Here is a 26950-nt window from a genome sequence, read left to right on the forward strand (position 1 = left end):
AATAGTCTTTAGGCATTTATCCGATGAGTAGAGCTTGCTATAGTAGATGTTTGCTTATCATTTTGTTCTATTTATTTCATTGTAAAGGCGCTCATATGTCTCTGTTCCAATCTATCGTCATCGAAAAGTATGTCAGCGAACTTGATAACACTCAGTTAGAGACAGCATGGCAGACTTTTAGCCATTGTTTTTTAAACTTATCAAAGCAAGACAACATCCGCCTAAGTAAAGAAGAGCAGTATCAAGAAGGCTTTTTGCGTGACTTATTCGTCGATGTCTTTGGTTACACGCTAAATCCCAATCCTGACTATGATATAACGACAGAATTCAAAAACCAAACGGGCAGTAAAAAGGCTGATGGCGCGATACTCAAAGACGGTCATGCTATTGGCGTGATTGAGCTAAAAGGTATGAATACCACTGACCTTAGCAAAATTGAGCAGCAAGCTTTTGGCTATAAAAACAATCAACCTAAGTGCCGCTATGTCATCACCTCTAACTTTCAAAAGCTACGTTTGTATATCGATAATGCGGTTGAGTTTATAGAGTTCAATCTATTCACTTTGGCTCAAGAGGACTTTGCATTACTGTATTTATTGCTCAATCGCGACAGCATCATGAACGATTTGCCTGCCAAGCTCAAGTCGGCATCATTGTCTCAAGAAGAAGCGATAACTAAGCAGCTTTATAAAGATTACTCGGTGTTTAAACGTGAATTATTCAATGATTTGACCACCAATAACCCAAGCGTAGACAATTTAGTATTATTTCAAAAGTCACAAAAATTACTCGATCGGCTACTGTTTATTTTCTTCGCTGAGGACAGTCATCTGTTGCCTGCCAACTTTGCAAAGGGAATCATCAGCGAATGGGAGAAGTGGAAATCGCTAAAAATGACTGTGCCTTTGTACGATAGGGTCAAAGCGTACTTTGGTTATTTGGATAAAGGTCATAAAGATGAGTATAGCGAGATATTCGCCTATAACGGTGGACTGTTCAGCACTGACGAGCTGCTGGACAGCGTCATCATCAGCGATGATATTCTACAGACCCATATCAAGATACTCTCCGAATACGACTTTGACAGTGAGGTAGACGTCAATATCTTAGGTCATATCTTTGAAAACTCATTATCAGAGCTTGATGAGGTAAAGGCGCAGCTGACAGGTGAGGTGGTAGATAAATCGCAAACCAAGCGCAAAAAAGATGGCGTGTTTTACACGCCAAAGTACATCACCAAATATATCGTCGAAAACACAGTCGGCAAGCTTTGTGAAGACAAAAAGTTAGCGTTAGCATTGAATGACGAAGATTATGAGCAAGATATTACTATTAATAAAAGCGGTAAAAAACGAAAAAAAACAGATAAGAGAATCGAAGAAGAAAAGGTAGCTCTAGATAGATTAAATGCGTATCGAGACTGGCTATTACAAATCACGATTTGTGACCCTGCGGTAGGCAGTGGGGCGTTCTTAAATGAGGCGCTAAACTTCTTAATCGCTGAGCATGAGTATATCGTTGAGCTAGAGACGAAATTGTTTGGTAGTGGTCTGGCTTACCCTGATATCGAAAACAGTATTTTAGAAAACAACTTGTTCGGGGTCGATATCAATGAAGAAAGCGTCGATATTGCCAAGCTGTCACTATGGTTACGCACAGCGCAGCCGCGACGTAAGTTGAATAACCTCAATAATAATATCAAATGTGGTAATTCACTGATTGATGATCCCGCAGTCGCAGGTGATAAAGCCTTTAATTGGCAAGCAGCGTTTCCACAAGTCTTTGCAAAGGGTGGTTTCGATGTGGTGATTGGTAACCCACCTTATGTAAGGGTGCAGAATATTGAAAATAATTTAGTAGATTATTATTTCCAAAAATATCAAAGTCCAAAGGGTAAGTTAGATTTGTCGATATTATTTTTTGAAAAGGTTTTTAAATTAATTAACAATAAGGGAGTTGCAGGTTATATATCATCATCTCAATGGATGCAAACAGACTATGGTGAAAATATTCGAAAAATTTTATCTGAAAATAAGTTTTCCGAAATAATAGATTTTGGCTCTCTTCCTGTTTTTGAAGATGTAGAAACGTATCCAGCTATATTCTTTCTTAATAACAAAGAAAATGATTTTTTTCAATATAAGAAGGTGATACATAAAAAAGATTTGAACTTCTTTGGAGTTAAAAATAGTCCGTCCACAGACTATACATTTGATAAGCTATCATCAAAAGCATGGCAGTTTTCTGCATTTGATTTAATAGAAAGTCTAGAAGACAAAAACATACATTATGAACTTCTTGAAAGATTTGCTCCTGCCTATATCGGCTGTCTAACAGGAATGGATGCAGCTTTTGTGGTAAATCAGGAAATTATCGAGAGATATAAGTTGGAAACTGAGATTATCTATCCATATGCTTATCGTGGTCAGGAAGTCTCTAAATATTCTAATACAGAACCTACAGCATCAATTATATATCCCTATTATAATGAAAATGGAGATTCTAAATTAATTGAAATGAATGATTTTATCCAGCTTTTCCCTAATTGCTACAATTATTTGCTTGAGTTCAAAGATGATCTGATGGAAAGAAAGGATAGTCGTAAGAAATATGCTTTTGAAGAAAATTTTTACAGACATCTTCGTGCTGGAAATTTCAATTATATTACACCCGAGAAACTCATACTAAAAGGTGTAGATACTAATTTTACAGTTGGCTTGTTGGGTGCAAATACAGCATTTAATGGTGCTAACACGCCTGCTTTAATTCCAACTGATTCCTCTAATATTTCAATAATGACTCTATTATCAATACTAAATTCAAAGTTAATTTCATTTTACCTCAACCAAATTTGCCCAAAAAAACTGGGTGGTTATTATAGATATAATGCGAAAAATATATCAGCTATTCCAATTATTAGTCCAAAAGATGATGAAGTAATGAATAAAGGGTTATTGGTATCTAAGTTAACACTACAAATGGAAGACTTAACAGGTAAATTTATTCGCACCTTGCAACGAAAATTTGATATCGACAAGCTGAGTAAAAAGCTAGAAAACTGGCATGAACTAACGTATTCAGAGTTCGTCAAAGAGCTGGCAAAAAAGAAAATTAAAATGAGCTTGGGTGATGAAGCGGAATGGGAAGAGTATTTTTTAGCCGAACAGACTAAAGCAAAGCAATTGATAGCAGAAATTGAACGTACCGACCGTGAGATAGATCAAATGGTCTATAAGCTATATGACTTAACCGATGCTGAGATTGCCATTATCGAAGCCAGTTAATGTCAGCATTTATCATTCTCTAAACACAAAAAATCCAGCTCAAAGGCTGGATTTTTATTTTCAAACTAAAGCTGTATGTTGCTAGATTTACTTGCTCTGAAACCAAGTATCGGCTTTACTACGAGCGCTAGCGATGTCTGAGCTTGATAAGTTCAATGCCAACTGACCGATTTTACCGCGTGCTTTGTTACGTACTTTTTCATCAAGCATGCCGTCACGGGCAGCCAAATCGTACCATTTATAAGCATCAACTAGGTTCTTTTGCTTTTCATCTAGCAAGGCAAGCGTATAGCTGGCACGGTTATCGCCGCGCATTGCCGCTTTTTCTAGCCAAACACGAGCTTGTTGTAGGTTTGGTTGGACACCTTCACCGCGCAAGTACATGATGGCAAGATTCAACTGAGCAGGGGCAACACCTTGTTGAGCCGCTTTGGTATACCACTGGATCGCTTGCTGAGTGTTTTGGGCAATCCCTTCACCTTTTTGCAAACGTTTGGCTAAGTAAAACTGAGCGTGATCGTTGCCTTGTGCAGCACGATTAGACAATTCACTGACAGGCATTAGCTCAAAACGTGAGGTATCAAGTGGCACGTTTGATATTAACTCAGCGTTGGCAAGGCCGGCACAAGAAAACAAGGCAGTAAATAACGCAGCTTTTAATAATTTCATAGCAGCTCCAAAATTAGGCAGTTAATAAGCAAAAAGAGTTGTACCGCTAAACATTGTCTCGCTAAAGACAGTTAGACGGTGATAACAATTAGGTGAAATCTTGCGATATGAACTTACCTAATTATTAGCAATTTAAATAGTTGTTGAGTATAGCCGTTACCTTTAGTCGGACCGATAAACGGTTAAAATAGAGGTGTGACTGACACTATTTCGCTAGCTTAACACCCAAACTTACGAAACTCAAATACTAATTACACGATTTAATCCTCATCACTACCTTAGTGTCCTTAATAAAATCATAGAGTTACTAAGAGATAATAAAGAGTTAACAATGTATTAAGGTCTAAAAACGTGCGTAATGGCTATTTTTAGATAATTTCAAAGGGGCGTAAACCCTTATTGTTGTAGGTATTATTGTGCTGGTTTTTGTTTGGTCACACGGTAAATAGCGACGTCTGCCAGCAGATTTGGCGCTTGGCGTATCAAGGCTTTCATGAGCGGTGTGTGACCTTTTTCCGAATCACTAACGGCAAAGCGGTTGATGATATGGATGTCATACTTGGCACAAAGCTGCTCAAAGTCTTTAAAGGTACATAGATGAATATTTGGCGTGTTATACCATTCATAAGGCAGCGCTTCTGAAACGGGCATCATGCCTTTAAGCCCTAGATGAAGTCGGTTTTGCCAATGGGCAAAGTTAGGGAAGGTGATGACTGCTTCGCGGGCAACTCGCAGCATATCGAGCAAGAGCACATCAGGCGCTTTCACCGCTTGCAGGGCACGTGCCATGACCACGGTATCGAAGCTATTATCAGCGAAGCGCGCAAGGCCGTCATTCAGGTCTTGTTCAATGATAGACAAACCTTTGGCGATACCATCATTGATTTTTTCTTCGTCAATCTCAAGCCCATAGCCAGTGACGCCGCGATGTTGCTGCAAGTGTGCAAGCAGCTCACCATTGCCACAGCCTAAGTCCAGCACATGTGACTGCGGGGCAATCCAGCGCTCGGCCAGTTGATGATCCATTCTCATGAGCGCACTCCTGTTTGCTGACGACTGTTTTTCGTCTGGCGGTTTTTAGCATGGTTGTCCGTGATAAATGGCGCGGTCAAAAATCCTCTAACGGCGCCCATATAACGGGGAATATCAAATAAGAAAGAGTCATGACCATGTGGCGCATCGACATTGATATAGTTGACAGGTTTGCCAGTCGCCATCAACGCATCGACAATCTCTTGTGAGCGCTCAGGAGCAAAGCGCCAGTCGGTGGTAAACGACACCACTAAGTACTGACACTGAGTGTGGGCAAAGGCCGCTTTGAGCGCCGCTAATTCTTGCTGACGATCGTTTTCAGTGTCAGTTTGAGTTTCGCTGTCAGTTTCATCGCCAGTTGCTAAATTATCAGTTGCTAAGGTAGCTTCAAGCGCATGCTGTGCCGCTTGTTTGGTCGCATTTTTAGTCGTTTCGACAGACGCCGCGATTGAGTCGTCAAGTAGCGATCCAGACTCCGACGGATTTGTAGAGTCTACTGATGGTGCTGTTGACTGGGTTGATGACTGCCCTGACAGATAGCCACGCGTTGGATCAAAATAATCCAAGGCTTTGGTCATCAGCAAATAAGTATTGGCATCGAAATTTTCGCTAAAGCGTTCGCCTTGATAGCGAAGATAGCTTTCAACCTGAAACTCGACATCATAGCCATACATAAATTTGCCAGATTTTAAATCACGACCAAATTTAGCCTTCATCGCATCATCGGTCAAATAGGTGATATGACCAACCATACGTGCGAGGATCAGTCCGCGACGAGGGTAGGTGCCAGCTTGTAAATAGCGTCCATCCTTAAAGTCGGGGTCAGACAATATGGACTGACGTGCGACTTCATTAAAGGCAATATTCTGGGCAGAGAGTTTGGGCGTACTGGCAATGACCACGCAGCGTTTTAAACGATTTGGATAGTCGACCGACCATTGTAGTGCTTGCATACCGCCCATTGAGCCACCGATGATGGCATGCCAGACGTCAATGCCCAAGCGATCTGAGAGCATGGCTTGGGTTTTTACCCAGTCTTTGATGGTAACCAACGGAAAGTCAGGGCCATAGACCTCTGCTTCGCTAGTGTTATCTGCTTGTTTTGCATTGACACTGTCAGGATTAATCGTCGTTGGACCAGTAGAGCCAAAACAGCTGCCAATATTATTGAGGCATACCACATAAAAGCGGTTGGTATCGATGGCTTTATTGGGGCCAATCATATTGTCCCACCAGCCGGCCTTTTTATCATCGGCACTGTGCAAACCTGCTGCGTGATGGCTGCCGGACAAGGCATGACAGATTAATATGGCATTTGATTTGTCGCTATTAAGAGTGCCATAAGTCTCTACCATTAAGTCAAATGAGGGCAGGGTGCGGTTGCACTCCAAGGTCAAGGGTTCGGCAAAATGGAAGTTCTGTGGTGTGACGATTCCAACTGAGCCAACGGTATCGACTGAGCTATCCACATGAGCGTGATCTTTTGGGGGGTGGTCACTGGTACTATCAGGACGTGCGTTCAAAGCTACCTCGCAAGACGACAATTATCAATTATCAATAAAAAAATAGGATGGCAATATGCTTGCCTATTGTATGGCGATGCGCGGATGAGCACAACCTTCGAGTTGAGTCTTTCGAGCGCAGTGACCATCCAGTGCGTATCAAATTGTATTAGTGTGCTTTTACCACGCGCTATCGATCTATAAAATGCTACACTCATAACGCAGTCATTCAATAATGACTTAATAATCTTTTACCTCATATTCTTCTTTAATTAACCTAATAATAAATAATACTCTATGAAACCTAAATTGCCCCCACGTATTGCCGTTTTATTGGTCAACCTTGGTACGCCTGATGAGCCGACAGCGCCTGCGGTACGTCGCTACCTCAAACAATTCTTATCAGACCCACGGGTGATTGAAATCCCAAAATTCCTGTGGGCGATTATCCTAAATCTGTTTGTGTTGCCAAGCCGTCCTAAACGGGTGGCAGAAGCTTATGCCAGTATTTGGGATGGTGACTCGCCAATGCGCAATATCCTGAACCAACAAGTGGCGATGTTAGATACGCGTTTGGCTGAGCAGGCTGCACCATTTCGTGTTTCTGTCCATTCTGCAATGAGCTATGGCAATCCAGGTTTGCCCGATGTGATGGACAAACTGCGTAGCGAAGGCGTTGACCACTTTGTGATGTTACCCGTATTTCCACAGTATTCAGCGACTTCAACGGGTGCAGTGTACGATGCCATTACTAAATGGTCGTTAAAGCAGCGTAACTTGCCTAATATTACGATCGTTAAAGACTACTTTGCGCATCCTTTATATATAAAAGCATTAGCGGATAGTATTCGCCGCTTTCAAGCGGTACATGGCAAACCTGACAAGCTGATGTTTAGCTTCCACGGTATTCCGCAGCCGTATATGGATAAAGGCGACCCTTATCCTAGACGTTGTAAATGTACCGCAGCGCAAGTCGCGCACGAGCTTGGTCTAAAAGATGACGAATGGATTATTAGTTTTCAGTCACGCTTTGGTAAGCAAGAGTGGGTTAAGCCTTATACCGACGTCATACTCGATGAATGGGCTAAATCAGGTGTAAAGTCAGTACAAATTCTCAGTCCAGCGTTCTCAGCGGATTGTCTAGAAACGTTGGAAGAATTGGCGATTGAGAACCGTGAGAACTTTCTTCATGCTGGCGGGCAAGAGTATCACTATATTCCAGCGCTGAATGCCGATGAGGCGCACATAGATTTGTTAGAAGCTATTAGTGCGCCATTGGTCAAAGGTTGGGCAGGCACTTTGGATGGTTGGGCTTAAACGATTGTATTTATTAAACCATAAAAAAATACCGAACATCGTGTTCGGTATTTTTTTGTCTAAACAGTTATCCTAAAAATCATCATCGTTACTACGTTCAGCGGCTTCTCTATCAGCGATATCCATCGCATCTGGATAATCACTGTCATCTAAATTGTCTTGAACCAATACTTCATCGACGCGCGATTCATCGATATTTTGACGATGCATGGGCGTCAATCCTTGCGTTGCATCTGTGCCGACTTCCGAATTGTCAAAGCCCGCGCTATTATCAATGACATCATCATTATCGATGGTATGTAGCATGGGATTGTCTAAATCAACTTCTTGGCTGTTATCATTGATGTCGGTATCACCTTGGATATGATCCATCTCTTCTGGTAACGGCGTTTTTGAATGGTCCATAAGGGTTTCCTTGTTATTAATGGTTATTATTGATGGTTATAAATGGTTATGGTTGATTTTGTTTATAACAATGAGTGTGACGCGTTATGATGACGACTGATAGTAGTAAGGTGTGACAGGATGTTCAAAAAATGTAAGATGAATCATAAATAAGAGGTGCTTAATGGTCGCCAGTAAGAAGGGTTTAATCACATTCTCGTTAATAACAGCCTCGTTGCTCAGTACCACGGTAGGTCTGACGGCTTGCGAACGACTGCCTTTCGTTAATGCTGATAGCACTAGAGAAAAGGTTAAGGTACAACAGCCGCTGGTGATTGATAGCAAACTCCCGACCGCTACGACGGTGATTGATTGCACACAATTAACACCCAAGCAGACGGTGGTGATAAAAGGTCATAGCGCACTCAGTAACAGCTGTGATTTGACAGGCAAGTCGCTACGCTTTGAGCTCAATGAGTCAAACAGTTCACTCGACTGTCGGGGCGCACGGCTTAGTACTATGGCTGATGATTCATCAAAGGCCAGCGCCATTACTATTAAGCCGAAAACAGATAGAGCTATCGATAATATAGCTGTGGCCAATTGTCATGTGGATGGCTATGGTCATGCGCTGCACATTCGCCAATATAGCAACCCCAATCAGCGTTACGCGCGCGGCTTTACCAACCCTGCTGACAACCGCACCCTTGCGCCAAGCAATATCCGCGTCATTAATGTCAGTAGTCGCAATAGTATTAATAGCGGCATGTTCGTCGGAGATCATGCGCATGACATTACTTTTGATACAGTGCATATCCACAACGCAGGCACCGTTGGGCTCTATTTAGAGTTTGGTAGTCGTGATAACGTGATTAAAAACTCTGTCTTCGTCGGTAATGGCTTTCGTACCTTTAAACCCAATCGTGAGGCGATTGCCATTGATTCGTCGAGCAACAATCGTATCGAAAACAATCAATTTATTCATAATGGCGCAGGCAGTATATTGCTCTATCGCAATTGTTTTGAGCATGCCGACGATCCGGCGCGGAGCAATCACTTTAAGCGTACTGAGTCGAGCCGTGACAATATTATCGTTAACAATACCTTTGAAGATGAGCCAGTCGGTGTTTGGGTAGCGTCAAGGCAGTCGCGCAATCTAAAAGGTTTTGAATGCGGCGCTTATTTAGTGAAGCAAACGCCATTTGCCAGCTATCATTTGGACAGTGCTAAAGACAATCAGATTATCAATAACCGTTTTGAGCAGGTAGAGCAAGGCATTATCGTAGAGGATGACGGCACGCTGATTAAGGGCAATAAGTTTGCAGCAAACGTCCGCTTACCTATTATTGTTGGTTCTGAGATTCGGGAAGACAGCGCAGCAGGCGCAGTCAAAGATACGCGGATTGACAATAATACCTTTATCGATAAATCTATCGAGCAGGCTATTGATATTAGACCAGCAAGCAAAACGGCTACTCATATTGAGTAGCCGTCATTGTGATTCACATTAGATAAGCATCATCGCTCATAGATACGATAGCGGATAGGCGCTGCTGTTATTGGGCGCCCACTTTTGTATTGATCCAGCGAATAAGTGGATCAGGAGTGACCTGCGAGAGAGTCTGAAAAACTTTGGCCGGTATACCAACAGAGTAGTGCGTACTTTTTAGCTTACGGTTGGGGCTGGTGCTCAATTTGCATAAAGTCTTGGCCACATCATGGACGGTCAAGTTAATACCTAAACGGTCAATACTGGTGACTTCGATGTCTTTGGTCATGTCGGACTTGACCCAGAGTGGCATCACATCAATGACTTTGATGCCGAGTTTCTCATATTCAATATTGAGACCTTCGGTGAGACCACGTACAAAAAACTTACTGGCCGCATAAGTGGCAACCTCAGGCTGACCATAGATAGCCGATGCCGAGGACACATTGACGATTTTGCCATCTTTGCTCTCCGCCAAATAAGGCGCTAGCTTATGACAACCAATCAGCACGCCCTTACAGTTGACGTCGATGAGCGACAATTGCTCCTCTAATGCTGTCTTTGGCAATGCTCCGCTAACCAGCACACCCGCATTATTAATCAGCGTATCGATGCCGCCAAAGTTATTAATCATTTGCTCGATAGCGCCATCCCATGAATCAGGCTGAGTGACATCTAACTGACCAATAATGATGCGTTTCTTTTTTACGGCCTTTTTAAAGGCTTTGTCTTCGATAGCCTGCTCAAGCGTCGTTGTATTGGTTGCAAATAATCCAACGTTGTGACCTTTGGTGGCCAATCTTTTGGCAGCGGCCAGACCGATACCGCGTGATGCACCTGTAATTAATATATTCATAATGGCTCGCTTTATAGTTATCAATGAGTTAAATCGAGGTGCATTACCAGCTGACTATATGTAGATAAACAGTTACACACAGCTACGGTTTTAATGTAAGGATCAAGACCATCCATTACAATCGTTATCGTCCCTCGTGCTTAGACTCAGTATAACAAACTAATAGACAAGGATTGTGCTTAAGATAATTACTAGTGGCAACCTAACGCTACGTCTATATTTACTTAACAGTTATTGAGTCACCACTATGGGGCTATTGGTTAATATGACTCAATTCAAAGTTTAATTTACGCAATAGGCATGATTCAAAATCGCTTAATTTAAATCGCCATAAATAAACCAACGCGATCACATAAATAATCGTTTCCGCGAACTCTTCGACTATGCCACCCAAAGTGTGGGGGAACATAATAGCGTTCTCTCCCATATATTGTAGTATGGCCAAAGTGGCGACACCAAGATAGAGCGATACGTCTACATCTTTTAGTATTGCCCAAAGGTAGCGCCATGAGTAAATCAATAAGCCAACGCTCATCAGGTAGATTACTAAAAGCACAGCGTCCTCCCACCAGTCATAAGAATGGCTGAGAAGCGAAAAATTACTTGGGATAAATAATTCTGGTAAATAGTTTAACTCACGACGAATGACCGCGACGAATACGAGAACTGAGGCCAACCAAAAGGCTTTAATTTGTTTGACATGACTCTGTGCTACGTACTGCGCGCAGCGTAGCAAGCAAGCTATTAATAGGATAATACTGGGAATTTCAATGAAGCCATCTGTCGCCAAAATAAGGCACTCCTGCTTTTTTTTGAAATAAAAAAGTGAGCCCTTGGGCCCACTTCAAACCGTAAATTGTCTCATAAGACCAGATAATTTAATGTACTGCTATTATACAGCGAAATGCCTTATCATGCCATTATGTAATTTAACTAATCAGTCATATCTCATTGTTAATACTACACAATCAATGCGCCTCATCCCAGTTTTGACCACTATCGGTCTCCACCAATAACGGTACCGCGAAGTCTACATGCCAACCTTTTTCCACGGCTGTCGTCCTTAAGACGTCTTGCATGGCATCGGTAATCAACTGGCTAATTTCATCAACCTTGTCGCTATCCACTTCGAACACCAGCTCATCGTGGACTTGTAGCAGCATTTTGGCTTGCTCTTTTGGCAGTACTTTATCGACGGCAATCATGGCAAGCTTAATTAGGTCGGCGGCAGAGCCTTGTAGCGGCGCGTTAATCGCTGCGCGTTCTGCCCCTTGCTTAACCATACGGTTGCTATGATTGATATCTGGCGTATAAAGCTTACGACCTAATATCGTCTCGACATAGCCTTTTTCATAAGCGCTGGCACGCGTATTGATCATGTAGTCTTTGACGCTTGGATAGCGCTCAAAATACATATCGATATAATCTTGCGCCTCATTGCGGCTCATTTGCAACTGCTTGGCAAGTCCAAAGGCACTCATGCCGTACAACAGACCGAAGTTAATGGCTTTAGCATTGCGGCGCTCAGTGGCGCTGACCTCTTCAACAGCTTTACCTAATACTTCAGCAGCCGTTGCAGTATGAATATCCAATCCTTCATTAAAGGCACGGGTCAAGTTTTCATCGCCTGAGAAATGCGCCATCAGACGCAGCTCAATTTGTGAATAATCCGCAGCCAAAATAACGCGACCTTCTGGTGCGATAAATGCTTGGCGAATCAGGCGACCAGTGGCGGTACGAATCGGAATATTCTGCAAGTTAGGATCAGTGGATGATAAACGACCGGTGCTGGTCAATGCTTGATGGTAGCTGGTATGCACGCGATCCGTCTCCGCATCTGCGACATTATCGAGCGCATCGGTATAGGTGCTTTTGAGCTTGGACAGTCCGCGATATTCCAATGTGATATCGACCAATGGGTGGTCAATCTTTGATAATACCGCTTCGCCAGTCGAGTATTGACCAGATTTGGTTTTCTTGCCACCCGGCACGCCCAGTTTTTCAAACAGCATCTCACCCAGTTGCTTTGGTGAGCCTAAGTTAAATTCTTCACCGGCGACTTCATACGCGCGTTTTTCTAGCGTGATGATTTCTTCATCGAAGCGTTTTGATAGCTCGTTTAAAAATGAGCGCTTGATTAAAATGCCATTTGCTTCCATTTGGCAGAGTATCTCGGCAGTTGGAATCTCTAGCTCATGTAAGAGCTTGGCATTATTTTTATCATCAGCAAGCTTTTCACTAAACAAATCAAACAACTGATAAGTGATGTCGGCATCTTCGCAAGCATAGTCACTGGCGATATCGATGGCGACTTGATCAAAGGTGACTTGCTTGGCGCCTTTGCCTGCGACGTCCTCAAAGCTGATGGTCTGGGTGTGCAAATAATGGCGCGCCAAATCATCCATGCCGTGACGAGTAGCTGCCGCATTGATGACATAGCTGGCAAGCATGGTATCCATTGCCCAGTTATTAGGGCTGGCATGGATAGCGCCTACTAAATCAATACCATAATGACTGAGAATATGCGCGTCATATTTTAGATGTTGACCGATTTTGCCTATTTTTGAATTTTCCAAAACAGGTTTAAGTTTCGCTAATACCGTATCACGATCAAGTTGCTTTGCAGTCAGCTCATCACCTTCCAGACGATGAGTCAGCGGAATATAATAGGCTTCATGCGCTCGCAGGGCAAAAGACAGCCCGACGATTTCGGCTTGACGCCAATAGACGCTGGTCGTTTCGGTATCAATAACGAAGTGCGGTGCAGCCTCTAACAATTTAACCAAGCTGTCAAAGGCAGGCTCGTCTAAAATCGTATGCCATGCTCTATCAGGATTTTTGCTGTCAGTGATATTCTCAATAGTGCTTGATTGTAGCGACTTAGCTATTTGCGCTTGTGACTCGGCATCGGCTTGACTGTTAGCGACACTTTGCGAGCCGTTGGCTGGATGGTTTGGGTGGTCAAGAGACGCTAGCTCGTTTCTAAACTCAAGCTCATTATACAATTCGCGTAATTCATCTATATGGGCACATGGATCGGTATTGATTTTTAGATCGTTCCAGTCTTGACCGATAGCTAAGTCTGTCACGATGGTGGCAAGCTTCCTATTAAACGGAATATCATCAGCATGTTCAATCAAACCTTTGGCACCTCGACCTTTGATAAAACCAATATGCTTTAACATATTGTCGATGTCGCCATACTCAACGAGTAGGTCTTTTGCCGTTTTTTTACCGATACCAGGCACGCCTTTTATACCGTCTGAGGCATCGCCCATCAAGGTCAAAAAATCAATCATTTGATTTGGCATAATACCAAGCTTGTCTACGACCGCTTGAGTGTCCGTGACTTTGCCAGTAAAGCTGTCTTCCAATATTACGCAGTCATTAACCAGCTGCATCATGTCTTTATCGCCGGTGGATATGACGACGTGATGGCCTTGTTCAACCGCACGATGCGCCAGTGTCCCGATGATATCATCGGCTTCTGCACCCTCGATGCGTAACAGTGGAATACCTAACGCGGTCACCAAGCGATGAATATAAGGAATCTGCTCTACCAGCTCTATGTCGATGGGCGGACGAGCGGCCTTGTAATCAGCAGACATATGGTGGCGAAAAGTCGGTGACTTGGTATCAAAGCAAACCGCCATATGAGTAGGGTGATAACGACGCATCAGCTTGAGTAACGCATTGAGCGTGCCACGGATGGCATTGGTGATCAGGCCTTGCGAGTTTTGCATGGTCTTCGGTAAGGCATGATAAGTGCGAAACAGATAGTAAGAGCCATCAACCAAAATAAAAGGCGGCTGATTGCTGTCCACATGACTGGTGTCCATGGTCGCCACATTGGGCATAGTCTCAAAGTTTGGCAAGACGGCAGGATCAATCGCTTGATGGGAGTTGTGGTCACTGTCGGTCATGGAGTCGGTCATAGGATCAGTCATAAAGGTCACTTATCAGCTATTAGATAGAAATATGTGCTTATTATAACGATAAAAATGACGTGTGCCGAACTGCTTAAAAGTTATGATATGTTCTATAGTCAAAATATTCTAAAAACGCGATGGTATCGCTGATATCTATTTTTCGTCACCTCTGTCTGCGCAGGTACGGCAAGCAAGAAAAATTGATATCAGCAATGGGTGATGGTTCGATACTACTTTTCACTCACTATAGCGTCATTATTTTTTGGCCAAAATTTAAGGAAAAAAAGAACCCAGCGTTAACTGAGCTCTTTTATATCTATTACTGATACTGTCATTGTTCAGGCATTATTTTACTTCTGAGGTCACTTCGCTATCGATATTACCGCGTGTGGCTTTCGAGTATGGGCAAACTTTATTGGCTTTCTCGACCAGCTTTTGAAATTCATCGGCTGAAAGTTCTGTATTTTCGCCAGTAACATGAATTTTCACCGCCAGTTGAAAGTCTAGACCTTCACCTTTACGTAAATCTACCGATACTTGAGTGGTCGAGTCAAATTTTGCTTTTTCTTCGCCTTTGACTGCCGCAAGTGCGCCATCGAAGCAAGCCGCATAACCCATAGCAAATAATTGCTCTGGATTATTACCATCTTTACTTGAACCCGGTGCGACCATGTTAATCGTCAAATCACTATCTTGTAGACTAGCTTTACCAGAACGACCGCCAGTGACGGTTGCTTGAGTAGAATATAACGTGTTCATAACATATCCTTTGTTGTTGGTTTATTTATATAATTATTTAATCCAATTAGCCATCAAGCATAACAAACTGGACGCTACGCTCTATAGCTCAGTAGTAACCATATACAATGACTTTGTAAGTGAGCATTTATGTGAATAACGATAATGTGCTTCACATTCACCAATAAGCATTGCTAAACAATTAATGGCTTTAAATATATAAGTCATGGCGACATTGATGTAAACTAGTCACATGGTTTTTCACACACTATCAGCATAGCCCTATAAAAAATCCTAACCGTAAGGACGCCTTTTATGAAAGCAACAGTATTTTTGCCTATGACCCTATCCTTACTCGCGATGGCACTCGTAGGATGTGGCGGAGAAGATGATGGTGTCTACGGTTCAGGCGACAATAAAATCACGCTGACGAGCTTTGGCAATAGCTATGACAACCGAGCCAACGCGAGTGCTATTGCGCGAATTGATCAGACATACCGCACTGGCGGGCGCGAAATTAAGATAAAAAATCTGGTGAACAGTTATAATAACCAAAGTCTTAATAGCTTAGACAGAACCGTGCTGGCAGCTGATTTTGAAGGAAGGCTGGAAAATAAGGATATTGAAGTAAATGGCCGCACCGTCAAACGTCCTATTTATGAGACAAACAGCAACAAGCAATTGAACTATGAGATTACCTATAAAACCCTGAATCTCGCAGGTTTGAACGCTGGTAGTTATAGTCCGGGCACTACCATAGGCAATAGCCGTGGTATCATTACCGATTTAAATAACTATCCTGATATCCCAACCAATGTGACGTTCCCAGCGGGCTCGGTTTGTTATATTCCAGTGGTCACTAGCGAGCGCTCGTTTTTAGCCTTTAATGAAAAAAATAAAACCGGCTATAGTACGCTGGACAGATGGATTGAGGCGGCCGAAGAACGTTTTAACGACGATAGAGATTTTAGCACCTCACGCTTTGGTGTGGGTTTGGGCAATGACCAAAAAGCTGCGCAAGTGACGTTTTTTGAGTTTAGAAACCAGCCTGCTTATCAATACAATGGCGTTGAATATGATAATGATATTTATGAAGCCGACTCTGTGGTGCAAGGCAGCACTGACCCGAATACCAACAGTGTGCGCGGTGTCGTTGACTGCACGATAGTCAATGAGGTGGCAGGGGACTTCTTAGCAGCGCAAATCACACGCTATTATTAAATTCAAAAAATATTAAGCACTTTCTAGTTAAGTGTTTTCTAATTAAACACGCTCTATTTGACCAGTAGAGCGTGTTTTTTTATGCGCTAATTCTGCAACCTGACGCTAAATCCGCTACAATACGCCCATTATTTATACTATTTATTGAAATTAATGCCCAAAAGAAAGTTACTGTCTAAAAGACAGCCTTTTGGAAGTCAAGGTTGAAGCCAAAAATTATGAGCGTAGATCCAAAGAAATTAAACAAAGAAGTGGCCAAGCGCCGTACCTTTGCTATTATCTCGCATCCCGATGCGGGTAAGACCACCATGACTGAAAAGCTGCTGCTATGGGGGCAAGCGATTCAGGTGGTTGGTGAAGTTAAAGGCCGCAAAACCGACCGTCATGCGACATCGGATTGGATGAGCATGGAGCAGGAGCGTGGTATCTCTATCACTACTTCGGTTATGCAATTTCCTTATCAAGACCATATGGTCAATCTACTAGACACCCCGGGTCACGCCGACTTTAGTGAAGATACTTATCGTACGTTGACCGCTGTCGACAGCGCGCTGATGATGGTTGATGGCGCAAAAGGCGTCGAGGAACGTACCATCAAATTGATGGAAGTGTGTCGCATGCGTGATACTCCAATTATCTCGTTTGTGAACAAGTTGGATCGTCAGATTCGCGAGCCGCTTGAGCTGCTGAGTGAGATTGAGACGGTGCTTAAGATTAAATGTATTCCGTTGACGTGGCCCATTGGTATGGGGCAGGATTTCGTTGGCGTCTATCATTTGACCGAAAATAAGACTTACCTTTATGAAAAAGGTAATGGCGGCAAGATGACCGTCTCTGAGACCCGCGACGGCTATGATTATCCGGACATACGCGAGCGCCTTGGGAAGCTGATGTTTGATGCTTTTGAAGAGTCGCTTGAGCTGGTACAAATGGCGTTAGAAGACTTTAGCGAAGAGGCATTCTTGGCGGGTGAGATGACGCCAGTATTGTTCGGTACAGCGTTGGGTAACTTCGGTGTCAACATGGTGCTCGATACCCTTGTGAAATATGCACCGCCACCAAAAGCCCATCCGACTACTGAGCGTCAAGTCTCTGCAACTGAGACGGACTTTACGGGTTTTGTTTTTAAGATTCAGGCCAATATGGATCCGCGTCACCGTGACCGCATTGCTTTCTTGCGCGTGTGCTCGGGTAAGTACGAAAAAGGCATGAAGATGAAGCACGTGCGTTTGGGTAAAGACGTGCGCATTGCCGATGCGCTGACCTTTCTCGCCGGAGACCGTGAAGCCTTAGAAGAAGCGTATCCGGGTGATATTATCGGTCTGCATAATCATGGGACCATTTCTATCGGTGATAGCTTTACTGAAGGCGAAGAGCTGAACTTTACCGGTATTCCACATTTTGCCCCTGAATTGTTTCGCCGCGTGGTGCTCAGAGACCCACTCAAGTCTAAAGCGCTACAAAAAGGCTTGCAGCAGCTCAGTGAAGAGGGCGCAACGCAGGTATTTATGCCGCAGATTAATAATGATTTAATCTTGGGCGCGGTGGGTGTACTACAGTTCGAAGTGGTCGCGCATCGCCTAAAAGAAGAGTACAAAGTACAGTGTACCTTTGAGCCAGTTTCAATTGCGACCGTGCGCTGGATTCACTGCGATGATGAAGTGGCCTTGGCTAAGTTTAAGAAAAAAGCCCATGACCAGTTGTCACTTGATGGTGGTGGCTATCTGACCTATCTTGCGCCATCACGAGTTAACTTGCAGCTGATGCAAGATCGTTATCCAGAAGTGACTTTCAGCAACACTCGCGAGCATTAATATCTGTTATTTAAGTATGAGTAAATGGTTGAAACCTATTTTCTGTTTTTTAAAAGACACGCTAGCCGTGTCTTTTTTATTGCCCGTCGTTTAGACCGTTATTAAACCGATTTTTCATAAACACTGACATCTCAAAAATACTGATGACTCAAAAGCACTGATACTTCAAAAATAGTAACCCCTCAAAAACACAAACAGTGTTTCAACAATACATCACAGTGGTTACGGTAGAATAATATTAACCATTATGTATTTATGGAAAAATTATGATAATAATGTCTCGATTTACGAGCGCCACACCACCTATTAATCCGCCGTTAATGCCGAGCAGTGGTAACTTGCGCCGAGTTGGTACGTTAGTGACAGGCCTGCTGTTTGGAACAATAGCAATGTCCGCTAATGCGGACAATCTCATTAGCAGTACCGATTATCTTGATTATGAGCTGCCCAAAAGTGTGCAAGAGATATGTGCCGAACGACAGCATTGTCCAGAGATTGAGGTTAGGTATCTCAAAACCAATCAGGATTGGATAAACGATATCACCAACGCCCGTATCAATCATCTTGTCGTCAATAGTAAACAGACTGAATCCGCACCTATCAATACTAAGGCGACGCCGACTATGGTTAAGGCGGCTATTGATGACTTCGCAAGCTCACAATTTATAGATATGCCAGACGACAGTTCATGGTCGTATAATCTGACAGTGAAGCCTGAATATTTGGGTCATGTGAATGATTTTGAATTGTTTGAAATAAGCTCCTATGTGTTTACGGGCGGCGCGCATGGCATGCCTTATAGTGAATATTTAATATTCGATACAAGCAGTAAAAAACAACTGCAACTGACAGACATATTACAGACGGGCAAAAAACCCCGTTTTGAGGCGTTGGCTTATGAGGCATATAAACAGTGGGTAAAAACGGTCGATAACGACTTAAGCAGCTATGAAAAAAATTGGCCATTTACCCTCAGCGATAACGTCACATTGACCGATAAAGGCGTTGATATTCGCTACCAGCACTATTCTATTGGCCCTTATGCTTATGGTATGCCTGTCCTAAGTATGCCTTATAACAAGCTTGACGGTGTGATCAAACCACGTTTTATTCCCAAATAATCGTTTTATCCTAAGAGAATAGTTGTAATAAGTTTCAGAGAATGATTGAACATTTAATAATAAATTAAGGAGTAATGTTATGACGAGTAATATAGACAACACAGCAGCGCCAACCCAACCAACAGTCGCAGATACTTGGCGTCTCAATGCCTTAACCGCGGCGCTGGGTGATCTGACTTTGACTGTCAGCGACAGCCTGTCTGTGGGACGTGGCAGTGATAATGATGTGGTACTTGGTAGCAAAGAAGTATCACGCAATCACGCGGTACTGAGCGTACTGAATGGCAAGCTGTACGTGAAAGATTTGGACTCCTCTAACGGTACGTTTATTAATGAGCAACGTATTGACGGTAATAAGTCTAAGCATCTTGAAGCCAATGATACGATTGGCTTTGCCAGTTTTGCCTTCACTGTAACGCCGGTGACTGTTGCAGTGGATGAAGCTGTAGAGCAGCCAGTCTTCGCTGAAGAGCTGATGGTTGAGCGCGAATCTACGGTTGATACGGATGCTGACAAACCCGAAATGGTGATTGATGCACCAGACGTAAATTCTGAGCCAACTGCAGAGGTTAAGCCAGTTGTCAAAGAAACGATGGTTACAGACGTGTTGCCGTCAGCTAATGACTCAGATACCACTCCTGTTCAACAAGCTGATATTACTGAAAGCAAGATTGATAAGACTAATGAGGCTGATGCTCCAGTTGTTAAAGAAACGATCATCGAAGAGGTATTGGCGGCCAAAGATACTGTGGATACCACATCTGTGCAAGCGGCTCCAGTTGCCGCAGCTGCCTTAGACGAGCAGACACCGACTACTGAACAGGAAAATGTCGTGCCTAAAGAGGTCGTGCCTAAAGAAACAATAACTGAGACGCCTGTTACTGAAGAGCCAGTAGCTACTGAAAATGAAAAAGCATTAGTTGAACAGCCCGCTGTCGAGCAACAGTCCTTAGACAATGCAGACCACGACAAAACCACCAAAACCGAACTACAGGAAGAAGCTGATCCAGATGTGTTGCGTGCCAAACAAGCAGCAACTGCTCAGTTTTCGGGTACGGCCAATTTAGGGCAGGCTCACGACCTTGGTACCGAAGGCAACAATGCCATGGACCAAGCTGTCGATAACCCCGCAAATGCTGGATACGTAGAGAAAAAGCCTAGTGGTGGTTGGTTCATATGGGTATTTGCCGTCATCCTTATCATTGGCCTTGCGCTATGGCTGTTCAATATGGGCGGTATATAAAAGGTGTACGACCCTAGCTTTGTTATATCGATAAGATAAATTAATGAGTTAAGGTTAGTTCCATTATTCTTAAAAATAGCGTCAGCGTTCGTTGGAGTGTTGACGCTATCTTTGTATTGTATTTTTATCATTGTTTTGAGATTGCTTCTAAGTTTAAGGCGCTTTGCCAACCCTGTGTTAAGAGAAAGCTACTATGATGACCTTTGATGAGTATGACGCCTTTAAAAATCGTGGCTTTAGTCATGCGCCACTGGTAAAAAAACGCTTGATGGATGCGCAGACTCCAGTCTCGGTATTCTCTAAAGTACGTGACTTAAATGGCTCAGCGTATTTGTTTGAGTCCGTCGTAGGCGGCGAGCGTTGGGCGCGCTATTCGATGATTGGTCTAGGTAGTGATCTGATTTTGCAATATGTAGACGGTAATATGACGGTCAAAAAAAATGATCAGACCACCGTGGATGCAGTTGATGATCCCTTTGACTATATTCGTCAGTTGATGGCGCAGTATAAGATGCCAACTGCCGAAGATATTATTACCTTGCCGAGCTTTAGCGGTGGTCTCGTCGGTTATTTTGGTTATGATATGGTGCGAGTTATTGAACCCAGTGTGGGACTGTCTGACGCCCCCGATCCGATGTCACTGCCGGATATGTGGCTGATGCTGTCGATGAGTGTCATTGTTTTTGATAATTTAGAGAATACGTTGTCCATTATTGTTTATGCGGACTGCACCGCTGAAGATGGTTATGGTCATGCCATTCGTGAGCTAGAGCAAATTGAGGGTAAGTTGGCAGAAATGGCAGATTTAAGCGCACCGATTATGCCAACCCCAAAGTTTGAATCACAAACAGGGATGGAGAAATACTGTCGCGACGTTAAGAACATTAAAGACTATATCTCAGCAGGAGAGGTGATGCAGGTGGTGCCTGCCCAGCGTTTGACCGCTGACTATACTGGCGACTCGCTTGCTGTCTATCGCGCCTTACGGTTTTTAAACCCATCGCCTTATTTATTCTTGGTTCATGGTTACACGCTTGATGATCATAAGCGTTTCGACATTATCGGTGCTTCTCCAGAAACCTTATCACGTATCGAAAATGGCAGAGTCACCGTGCGTCCACTGGCGGGCACCCGTAAACGTGGTCAAAACGCAGCGGAAGATTTGGTGCTTGAGCAGGAGCTGCTGAGTGACGAAAAAGAGATTGCTAAGCATTTAATGCTGATTGAGTCGGGTCGCAACGACATTGGCCGTGTTTGTGAATGTGATAGTGTCAATGTCACCGAAAAGATGTTTATCGAGCGCTATTCGCAAGTCATGCATATTGCCTCTAACGTTGAGGGCGATATATTGCCTGATAAAGATGCGCTTGATGTCTTTTGTGCGACTTTCCCCGCAGGCACGTTAACAGGCGCGCCTAAGATTCGTGCGATGCAAATTATTGATGAGCTGGAGCCGTTACGCCGCACTGTATTTGGTGGCGCCATTGGGTATCTGGGTTGGCACGGTAATATGGATATAGTGTATTAAATATAAAAATGTTATAAGATAAAACATCTCAACAGATATACTCAATTATCATGACTTACTCACTAGATTATCGCAAACAAGTTCTTAAAAGCTTAGCAGGTGGCATGACTTTTGCCGAGGCAGCCTCTTTTTATGATATTAGTCCAACCACCATTCAAAAGTGGAAGAAACGGCTGCATAGTAAGAGCACTCGCAATGTTACGCCATCAAAAATACCAGATGATGCACTACGTAAAGACGTTGAGCGTTACCCTGATGACTATCACTATGAGAGAGCAAGACGGTTCAACTGTACTGCCCCAGCCATTTGTGAGGCTTTAAAACGCCTAGGCATCAGTCAAAAAAAAGACCTTAGAGCATCCAAAAGCATGTCCAATAAAAAGAGCGGCGTATCAGAGTAAGCTTGATAACTTTAAACAGCAAGGTTATCCCATTGTGTATATGGACGAAAGCGGTTTTGAAAGCCAGACCATTCGTCCTCATGGTTATGCACTGATAGGCAAACCCTGTATCGACAGCTACAACTGGCAAGGTAAAAAGCGAACCAACGTCATTGGGGCTCTATATGAAAAGATGCTATTTGCACTGGATTACTTTGAACACAACATTAACAGCGGCATATTCTACGATTGGTGCAAACACACCCTAATCCCAAGCCTTAAAACCAAATGCGTGATTGTCATGGATAACGCTCGGTTTCATAAAAGTAGACGTATCCAAAAATTACTGAACAGGCATGGTCATCGTATCCTATGGCTGCCGCCGTACAGCCCAGACTTGAACCCTATTGAGAAAAAATGGGCTCAAGTGAAGTTTCTACGCCAAGGGTGGATGGAAAACGACTTATCCAAATTATTTTATGATGTTTGTCCTAGCCATAACACTTTTGTTTTGAACTGACTATAGCGCCATTGCTATTCGTACCGCTGTGATGCGGCGCGGCAAAATCCATATCCAAGCCGGTGCTGGGGTAATCGCTGATTCTATTCCAGAAGCAGAGTGGGACGAGACCAATAAAAAAGCGTTGGCGCTCATTAAAGCGGTCAAAATGGCCTGTAATGGCTTGCGTATTCGCTAGATGTTTGATGGAAGTGCTTGGCAAAAGTGTCATTAAAGTTGCTAGTCCTCACCATGCAAGTTGTCGTTTTCATAAGCATGTTAATAACTATTCGAACAATCCGGATAAAAAGCGCTATTTTGTCTGATAAAAAATATCAATATAATCAGTTGCTTGACGTTTATTATTAAAATAAGTGTAAAAAAACTCAAAAAGAGCTTGCGTCTGTCTAAATATTTGATAGAATAGCCACCACTTTGAGAGAACAAGCCGACTTAGCTCAGTTGGTAGAGCAACTGACTTGTAATCAGTAGGTCGCCAGTTCGATCCCGGCAGTCGGCACCATCTCTTTCAAAGTCGCTTTTTATGAATTTGTCTTAGATTAAGTCATCTTTGTTCAAAGCAAGCTAAGGTGGGATTGGGGAGCGGTCAAACCCAACAGACTGTAAATCTGTCGCGAAAGCTTCGAAGGTTCGAATCCTTCTCCCACCACCATATTTTCTAAGTTTGTTATAGCGCCAAGCATACTCAATATATAACCACTCTTTATAAGAGTGAGCTTACAGAAGAGTAAATGCGGGTGTGGTATAATGGTAACACCTTAGCCTTCCAAGCTAATGACGCGGGTTCGATTCCCGCCACCCGCTCCATATAGTCACAATCGCAAAGACTACCAATAATTCATCACGACAGTCAGTATATTATTGCTGTATCGTGATATTTTTTTTAGTGCAACCCACTGGTTGGCTACTGTAGTTGTTAAAAGCATGCTCATATAGCTCAGCGGTAGAGCACTCCCTTGGTAAGGGAGAGGTCTCGAGTTCAATTCTCGATATGAGCTCCATTTATTATTCCAGCTTTTTGCGTTTGCTTTGCTATTTTAATACACAGCTTTATATCGATATCGAAACTATAGAATATTGAAAACGATAAAAAATCAGTATAGCAAATAAAAATTTAAGGGTGACACTGAGGTGTTGCCTTTTAGTGCTGTCAATTTCTCAATCAATTATATTGATGAAGCAATGCAGTACGAACACGCTCACATAATACAGTTTAATATTCGAGAGCTAAAAAAGTTAAAGATTGAAAAGCAAGTATAATGCCTACATATAAAAGTATGGCGTTTATATTGCACTAAAGCAGTTAAGAGTAAGACAATAAAGCAGTTTTTAGTAGATAAACCATAGCGTCAACGGTTTGATGGTTTTGTATGTATCATGAGCCGTCAAACAGCTATTTACCGATCTTTGATTATAAAGATTCACCAAAAAAAGAGGAAATACCCATGGCAAAGGCCAAGTTTGAACGCAGCAAGCCACACGTCAACGTCGGTACCATCGGACACGTTGACCACGGTAAAACCACACTAACCGCCGCTATCGCAACCGTAGCAGCAATCACCTCAGGTGGCGAAGCCAAAGACTACGCGTCTATTGACTCAGCCCCAGAAGAAAAAGCACGTGGCATCACCATCAACACCTCACACGTAGAATATGACACCCCATCACGTCACTACGCCCACGTCGATTGCCCAGGTCACGCCGATTATGTTAAAAACATGATCACCGGTGCAGCCCAAATGGACGGCGCAATCCTAGTCGTATCAGCCACTGACGGCCCTATGCCACAAACCCGTGAGCACATCCTGCTATCACGTCAGGTTGGCGTACCATACATTGTCGTATTCATGAACAAGTGCGACGTTGTTGACGACGAAGAACTGCTTGAACTCGTAGAAATGGAAGTTCGTGAATTACTAAGCGACTATGACTTCCCAGGTGATGACACCCCAATCATCCATGGTTCTGCTACTGAAGCCCTAAAAGGCTCACAAGAAAAATACGGCCAACCAGCCGTCGTAGAACTACTAAACGTACTAGACACCTACATCCCAGAGCCAGAGCGTGACATCGACAAAGCATTCCTAATGCCAATCGAAGACGTATTCTCAATCTCAGGTCGTGGTACCGTTGTGACCGGCCGTGTTGAATCTGGTATCGTTAAAGTTGGTGACGAAATTGAAATCGTTGGTATCCGTGACACTCAAAAAACCACCTGTACTGGTGTAGAGATGTTCCGTAAACTGCTTGACGAAGGTCGTGCAGGCGAAAACTGTGGCGTACTACTACGTGGTACTAAGCGTGAAGACGTCCAACGTGGCCAAGTACTAGCGAAGCCAGGTTCAATCACCCCGCATACCAAATTTGACGCAGAAGTATACGTACTGTCAAAAGAAGAGGGTGGTCGTCACACACCATTCCTAAACGGCTATCGTCCACAGTTCTACTTCCGTACCACTGACGTAACTGGCGCAATCCAATTACAAGACGGTACTGAAATGGTTATGCCTGGTGATAACGTTGAGATGGGCGTAGAGCTTATCCACCCAATCGCTATGGACAAAGGTCTTCGCTTCGCTATTCGTGAAGGCGGCCGTACTGTAGGCGCTGGTGTTGTTGCTAACGTATTGAACTAATTTATCAGTCTCAGTAATGAGCTTGTAAGTTAGTCATGAAAAAGCCATCCTTGTGAAAGGGTGGCTTTTTTTTTGGGTGGTGATAAATGCAAGTTGGCTGTAGGGTGCGCCCCGCGCACCGATTATTTGTTATATTCTAATGCTATCTACGGGCTGGCTATCTGTCGTAGATACGCTGTGGTAAATCAATCTAAGTGCATTAATTATTAATATTTTACGACATCAATAGAAATTAAGGTCATACCTCTTAGCAAAATCGATAATAAGGTAAAGAAATGAAACTTAATACTCCTGAGAAAGTATCACTGCTAAGCGGTTTTGATATTGACTTTGAATATGATGAAGTTAGAAATCTCGATAATTTCGATTATATTTTGGTGTTTAGTAAAGAGAGACTATCTACTAAGACAAGTTTTGTAGCAAAAGTATACGACAAGAAGAGTAGCTTCATGTTCGTCATACTTTTTTCTGATGTGGAAATTGAGAATAAAAAAATAACTCTAATATATGCTTGGTCTTGGGAAATTGATAACGAATTGAGAATAGTGTTTAATACGAATGACACTCATATGCGCGACTTTTGGTATGGATTCGATTTAGTACAACGTAAGTATACAGGTCATGGTAGAGCTTATTAAAATCAGATGGTGAGTTACGTTTTATCTTTACTCTTTGAAAGATTTTGAAAAACTAACGCGACCTACGCGACTGAGATAAATTGGTTTTGCGGTTATAGTTATTGTTGCGTGGAACGCACCCTACAAAAGCTCCACAAATTTGCAGATATGTGTAATAAAACTAGAATCAGGAATAATAATGCTAACCCTAGATTTACTCAATAAACAATCATCCGAAGCTCAAAGCATTATTCAAGCCGTTGCCAACATTGAAACTATTATCCAATCGCAAGATGCTTGGGGTTATCAGACAATAATAGAATTGCTTGCACAGGATAGTATTGATTTATTGGTCGTTTATCAAAGCGATAAAGTCGTTGGTTACTGTCTCTATCAAGTTATCTTTGAGCAAGCAGAGATCCTGCGCATCGGCACGCATCCTGATTACCAACGCCAAGGTATCGCCTCGCAACTTTTTGCAAAATTGAATACTGAGTTGATGAACAATAAGGTGGAACATTTACTGTTAGAGGTACGCGCAGATAATGTAGCGGCTATTACTTTATATGAGCAGCAAGGGTTGGCAGTGATTCATCGGCGGAAAGGCTATTACCAGATTCCTCATCACCCAGCCATTGACGCCTTGATTATGCAGCGTGTGTATCTTTAA

20 protein-coding genes, 4 tRNA genes and 2 pseudogenes are annotated in these 26950 nt (G+C 43.1%); 18 read left to right on the forward strand and 8 right to left on the reverse strand.

The features are described 5' to 3' along the window. Window positions 1-95: 95 nt before the first annotated feature. A complete protein-coding gene (locus ACSUPM_RS02565) occupies window positions 96-3284 on the forward strand; it encodes an Eco57I restriction-modification methylase domain-containing protein (protein ID WP_436880152.1) in 3189 nt (1062 codons plus the stop codon). 87 nt (window positions 3285-3371) lie between these two features. Here ACSUPM_RS02565 and ACSUPM_RS02570 read toward each other — a convergent pair whose 3' ends face one another. From ACSUPM_RS02570 to metX, 3 genes are all read right to left on the reverse strand, one after another. After that, the gene (locus ACSUPM_RS02570) at window positions 3372-3953 is read right to left on the reverse strand and encodes a tetratricopeptide repeat protein (protein ID WP_101210612.1); all 582 of its coding nucleotides are present in this window, start codon (window positions 3951-3953) and stop codon (window positions 3372-3374) included. Between the two features lie 411 nt (window positions 3954-4364). Beyond that, a complete protein-coding gene (gene metW, locus ACSUPM_RS02575) occupies window positions 4365-4985 on the reverse strand; it encodes a methionine biosynthesis protein MetW (RefSeq protein ID WP_025650943.1) in 621 nt (206 codons plus the stop codon). After that, complete coding sequence (gene metX / locus ACSUPM_RS02580; RefSeq protein WP_201565955.1) at window positions 4982-6454, reverse strand: homoserine O-acetyltransferase MetX; 1473 nt, start codon at window positions 6452-6454, stop codon at window positions 4982-4984. Before metX ends, metW begins: the two co-directional genes overlap by 4 nt. 330 nt (window positions 6455-6784) lie before the next feature. Between metX and hemH the strand changes: the two genes are divergently transcribed. Continuing rightward, window positions 6785-7804: a ferrochelatase gene (gene hemH / locus ACSUPM_RS02585; protein ID WP_025650945.1), complete on the forward strand. Its 1020-nt coding sequence runs from the start codon at window positions 6785-6787 to the stop codon at window positions 7802-7804. 72 nt (window positions 7805-7876) lie between these two features. Here the strand turns inward: hemH and ACSUPM_RS02590 are convergent, their stop codons facing one another. Beyond that, entirely contained in the window at window positions 7877-8209 is a 333-nt protein-coding gene (locus ACSUPM_RS02590) for a hypothetical protein (RefSeq protein ID WP_173239191.1), read from the reverse strand. Window positions 8210-8372: 163 nt separating this feature from the next. On the opposite strand from ACSUPM_RS02590, the gene ACSUPM_RS02595 reads away from it, so the two are divergent. Next, the gene (locus ACSUPM_RS02595) at window positions 8373-9677 is read left to right on the forward strand and encodes a right-handed parallel beta-helix repeat-containing protein (protein ID WP_201616441.1); all 1305 of its coding nucleotides are present in this window, start codon (window positions 8373-8375) and stop codon (window positions 9675-9677) included. Between the two features lie 67 nt (window positions 9678-9744). Here the strand turns inward: ACSUPM_RS02595 and ACSUPM_RS02600 are convergent, their stop codons facing one another. The 4 genes from ACSUPM_RS02600 to ACSUPM_RS02615 form a co-directional block, all read right to left on the reverse strand. Further along, window positions 9745-10533, reverse strand: coding sequence for an SDR family NAD(P)-dependent oxidoreductase (locus tag ACSUPM_RS02600; protein WP_101210607.1), 789 nt, complete (start codon window positions 10531-10533; stop codon window positions 9745-9747). 253 nt (window positions 10534-10786) lie between these two features. Beyond that, complete coding sequence (locus ACSUPM_RS02605) at window positions 10787-11323, reverse strand: hypothetical protein (protein ID WP_025650950.1); 537 nt, start codon at window positions 11321-11323, stop codon at window positions 10787-10789. A gap of 178 nt (window positions 11324-11501) precedes the next feature. Next, window positions 11502-14456 carry a DNA polymerase I gene (gene polA / locus ACSUPM_RS02610; RefSeq protein ID WP_350587804.1) on the reverse strand — a complete coding sequence of 985 codons (2955 nt, stop codon included), beginning with the start codon at window positions 14454-14456 and terminating at the stop codon, window positions 11502-11504. A gap of 351 nt (window positions 14457-14807) precedes the next feature. Beyond that, the gene (locus tag ACSUPM_RS02615) at window positions 14808-15221 is read right to left on the reverse strand and encodes an organic hydroperoxide resistance protein (protein WP_101210606.1); all 414 of its coding nucleotides are present in this window, start codon (window positions 15219-15221) and stop codon (window positions 14808-14810) included. A 294-nt stretch (window positions 15222-15515) separates the two neighbouring features. Between ACSUPM_RS02615 and ACSUPM_RS02620 the strand changes: the two genes are divergently transcribed. The 15 genes and pseudogenes from ACSUPM_RS02620 to rimI all read left to right on the forward strand — a co-directional run bounded on the left by ACSUPM_RS02620 (window position 15516) and on the right by rimI (window position 26950). Continuing rightward, complete coding sequence (locus tag ACSUPM_RS02620) at window positions 15516-16421, forward strand: hypothetical protein (RefSeq protein WP_101210605.1); 906 nt, start codon at window positions 15516-15518, stop codon at window positions 16419-16421. Window positions 16422-16639: 218 nt separating this feature from the next. Beyond that, entirely contained in the window at window positions 16640-18235 is a 1596-nt protein-coding gene (locus ACSUPM_RS02625; protein ID WP_025650955.1) for a peptide chain release factor 3, read from the forward strand. 275 nt (window positions 18236-18510) lie between these two features. Then, complete coding sequence (locus ACSUPM_RS02630) at window positions 18511-19356, forward strand: RsiV family protein (protein ID WP_227502356.1); 846 nt, start codon at window positions 18511-18513, stop codon at window positions 19354-19356. Between the two features lie 79 nt (window positions 19357-19435). Further along, window positions 19436-20599, forward strand: a complete 1164-nt coding sequence (locus ACSUPM_RS02635; protein ID WP_201565919.1) for an FHA domain-containing protein — start codon at window positions 19436-19438, stop codon at window positions 20597-20599. A 193-nt stretch (window positions 20600-20792) separates the two neighbouring features. Continuing rightward, a pseudogene (locus ACSUPM_RS02640) lies at window positions 20793-22118 on the forward strand (anthranilate synthase component I family protein); the annotation flags it as partial. 59 nt (window positions 22119-22177) lie between these two features. Next, a complete protein-coding gene (locus ACSUPM_RS02645) occupies window positions 22178-22528 on the forward strand; it encodes an IS630 transposase-related protein (RefSeq protein ID WP_025652499.1) in 351 nt (116 codons plus the stop codon). Continuing rightward, window positions 22503-23027, forward strand: a complete 525-nt coding sequence (locus ACSUPM_RS02650) for an IS630 family transposase (protein WP_156915621.1) — start codon at window positions 22503-22505, stop codon at window positions 23025-23027. Before ACSUPM_RS02645 ends, ACSUPM_RS02650 begins: the two co-directional genes overlap by 26 nt. Window positions 23028-23034: 7 nt before the next feature. Continuing rightward, window positions 23035-23205: pseudogene (locus ACSUPM_RS02655) on the forward strand (chorismate-binding protein); the annotation flags it as partial. A gap of 248 nt (window positions 23206-23453) precedes the next feature. Then, a tRNA-Thr gene (locus ACSUPM_RS02660) sits at window positions 23454-23529 on the forward strand. 66 nt (window positions 23530-23595) lie between these two features. After that, window positions 23596-23679, forward strand: a tRNA-Tyr gene (locus ACSUPM_RS02665). 81 nt (window positions 23680-23760) lie between these two features. Next, window positions 23761-23834: transfer RNA gene (locus ACSUPM_RS02670), tRNA-Gly, on the forward strand. Between the two features lie 119 nt (window positions 23835-23953). Then, window positions 23954-24028, forward strand: a tRNA-Thr gene (locus tag ACSUPM_RS02675). Window positions 24029-24472: 444 nt separating this feature from the next. Beyond that, window positions 24473-25663: an elongation factor Tu gene (gene tuf, locus ACSUPM_RS02680; RefSeq protein ID WP_025652105.1), complete on the forward strand. Its 1191-nt coding sequence runs from the start codon at window positions 24473-24475 to the stop codon at window positions 25661-25663. A gap of 275 nt (window positions 25664-25938) precedes the next feature. Beyond that, a complete protein-coding gene (locus tag ACSUPM_RS02685; RefSeq protein WP_025652106.1) occupies window positions 25939-26301 on the forward strand; it encodes a hypothetical protein in 363 nt (120 codons plus the stop codon). 178 nt (window positions 26302-26479) lie between these two features. After that, entirely contained in the window at window positions 26480-26950 is a 471-nt protein-coding gene (rimI, locus tag ACSUPM_RS02690; RefSeq protein WP_436880153.1) for a ribosomal protein S18-alanine N-acetyltransferase, read from the forward strand.

It is taken from the genome of Psychrobacter okhotskensis (assembly GCF_965638355.1).
Classification (GTDB): domain Bacteria; phylum Pseudomonadota; class Gammaproteobacteria; order Pseudomonadales; family Moraxellaceae; genus Psychrobacter; species Psychrobacter okhotskensis.

Coding starts and splice junctions, on each gene's coding strand:
- ACSUPM_RS02600 (WP_101210607.1), bottom strand. CDS start 10,533: ATGAATATATTAATTACAGGTGCATCACGCGGTATCGGTCTGGCCGCT.
- metW (WP_025650943.1), bottom strand. CDS start 4,985: ATGAGAATGGATCATCAACTGGCCGAGCGCTGGATTGCCCCGCAGTCA.
- ACSUPM_RS02625 (WP_025650955.1), top strand. CDS start 16,640: ATGAGCGTAGATCCAAAGAAATTAAACAAAGAAGTGGCCAAGCGCCGT.
- ACSUPM_RS02570 (WP_101210612.1), bottom strand. CDS start 3,953: ATGAAATTATTAAAAGCTGCGTTATTTACTGCCTTGTTTTCTTGTGCC.
- ACSUPM_RS02635 (WP_201565919.1), top strand. CDS start 19,436: ATGACGAGTAATATAGACAACACAGCAGCGCCAACCCAACCAACAGTC.
- ACSUPM_RS02685 (WP_025652106.1), top strand. CDS start 25,939: ATGAAACTTAATACTCCTGAGAAAGTATCACTGCTAAGCGGTTTTGAT.
- ACSUPM_RS02590 (WP_173239191.1), bottom strand. CDS start 8,209: ATGGACCATTCAAAAACGCCGTTACCAGAAGAGATGGATCATATCCAA.
- tuf (WP_025652105.1), top strand. CDS start 24,473: ATGGCAAAGGCCAAGTTTGAACGCAGCAAGCCACACGTCAACGTCGGT.
- hemH (WP_025650945.1), top strand. CDS start 6,785: ATGAAACCTAAATTGCCCCCACGTATTGCCGTTTTATTGGTCAACCTT.
- ACSUPM_RS02565 (WP_436880152.1), top strand. CDS start 96: ATGTCTCTGTTCCAATCTATCGTCATCGAAAAGTATGTCAGCGAACTT.
- ACSUPM_RS02630 (WP_227502356.1), top strand. CDS start 18,511: ATGTCTCGATTTACGAGCGCCACACCACCTATTAATCCGCCGTTAATG.
- rimI (WP_436880153.1), top strand. CDS start 26,480: ATGCTAACCCTAGATTTACTCAATAAACAATCATCCGAAGCTCAAAGC.
- polA (WP_350587804.1), bottom strand. CDS start 14,456: ATGACCGACAGTGACCACAACTCCCATCAAGCGATTGATCCTGCCGTC.
- ACSUPM_RS02595 (WP_201616441.1), top strand. CDS start 8,373: ATGGTCGCCAGTAAGAAGGGTTTAATCACATTCTCGTTAATAACAGCC.
- ACSUPM_RS02645 (WP_025652499.1), top strand. CDS start 22,178: ATGACTTACTCACTAGATTATCGCAAACAAGTTCTTAAAAGCTTAGCA.
- ACSUPM_RS02620 (WP_101210605.1), top strand. CDS start 15,516: ATGAAAGCAACAGTATTTTTGCCTATGACCCTATCCTTACTCGCGATG.
- ACSUPM_RS02615 (WP_101210606.1), bottom strand. CDS start 15,221: ATGAACACGTTATATTCTACTCAAGCAACCGTCACTGGCGGTCGTTCT.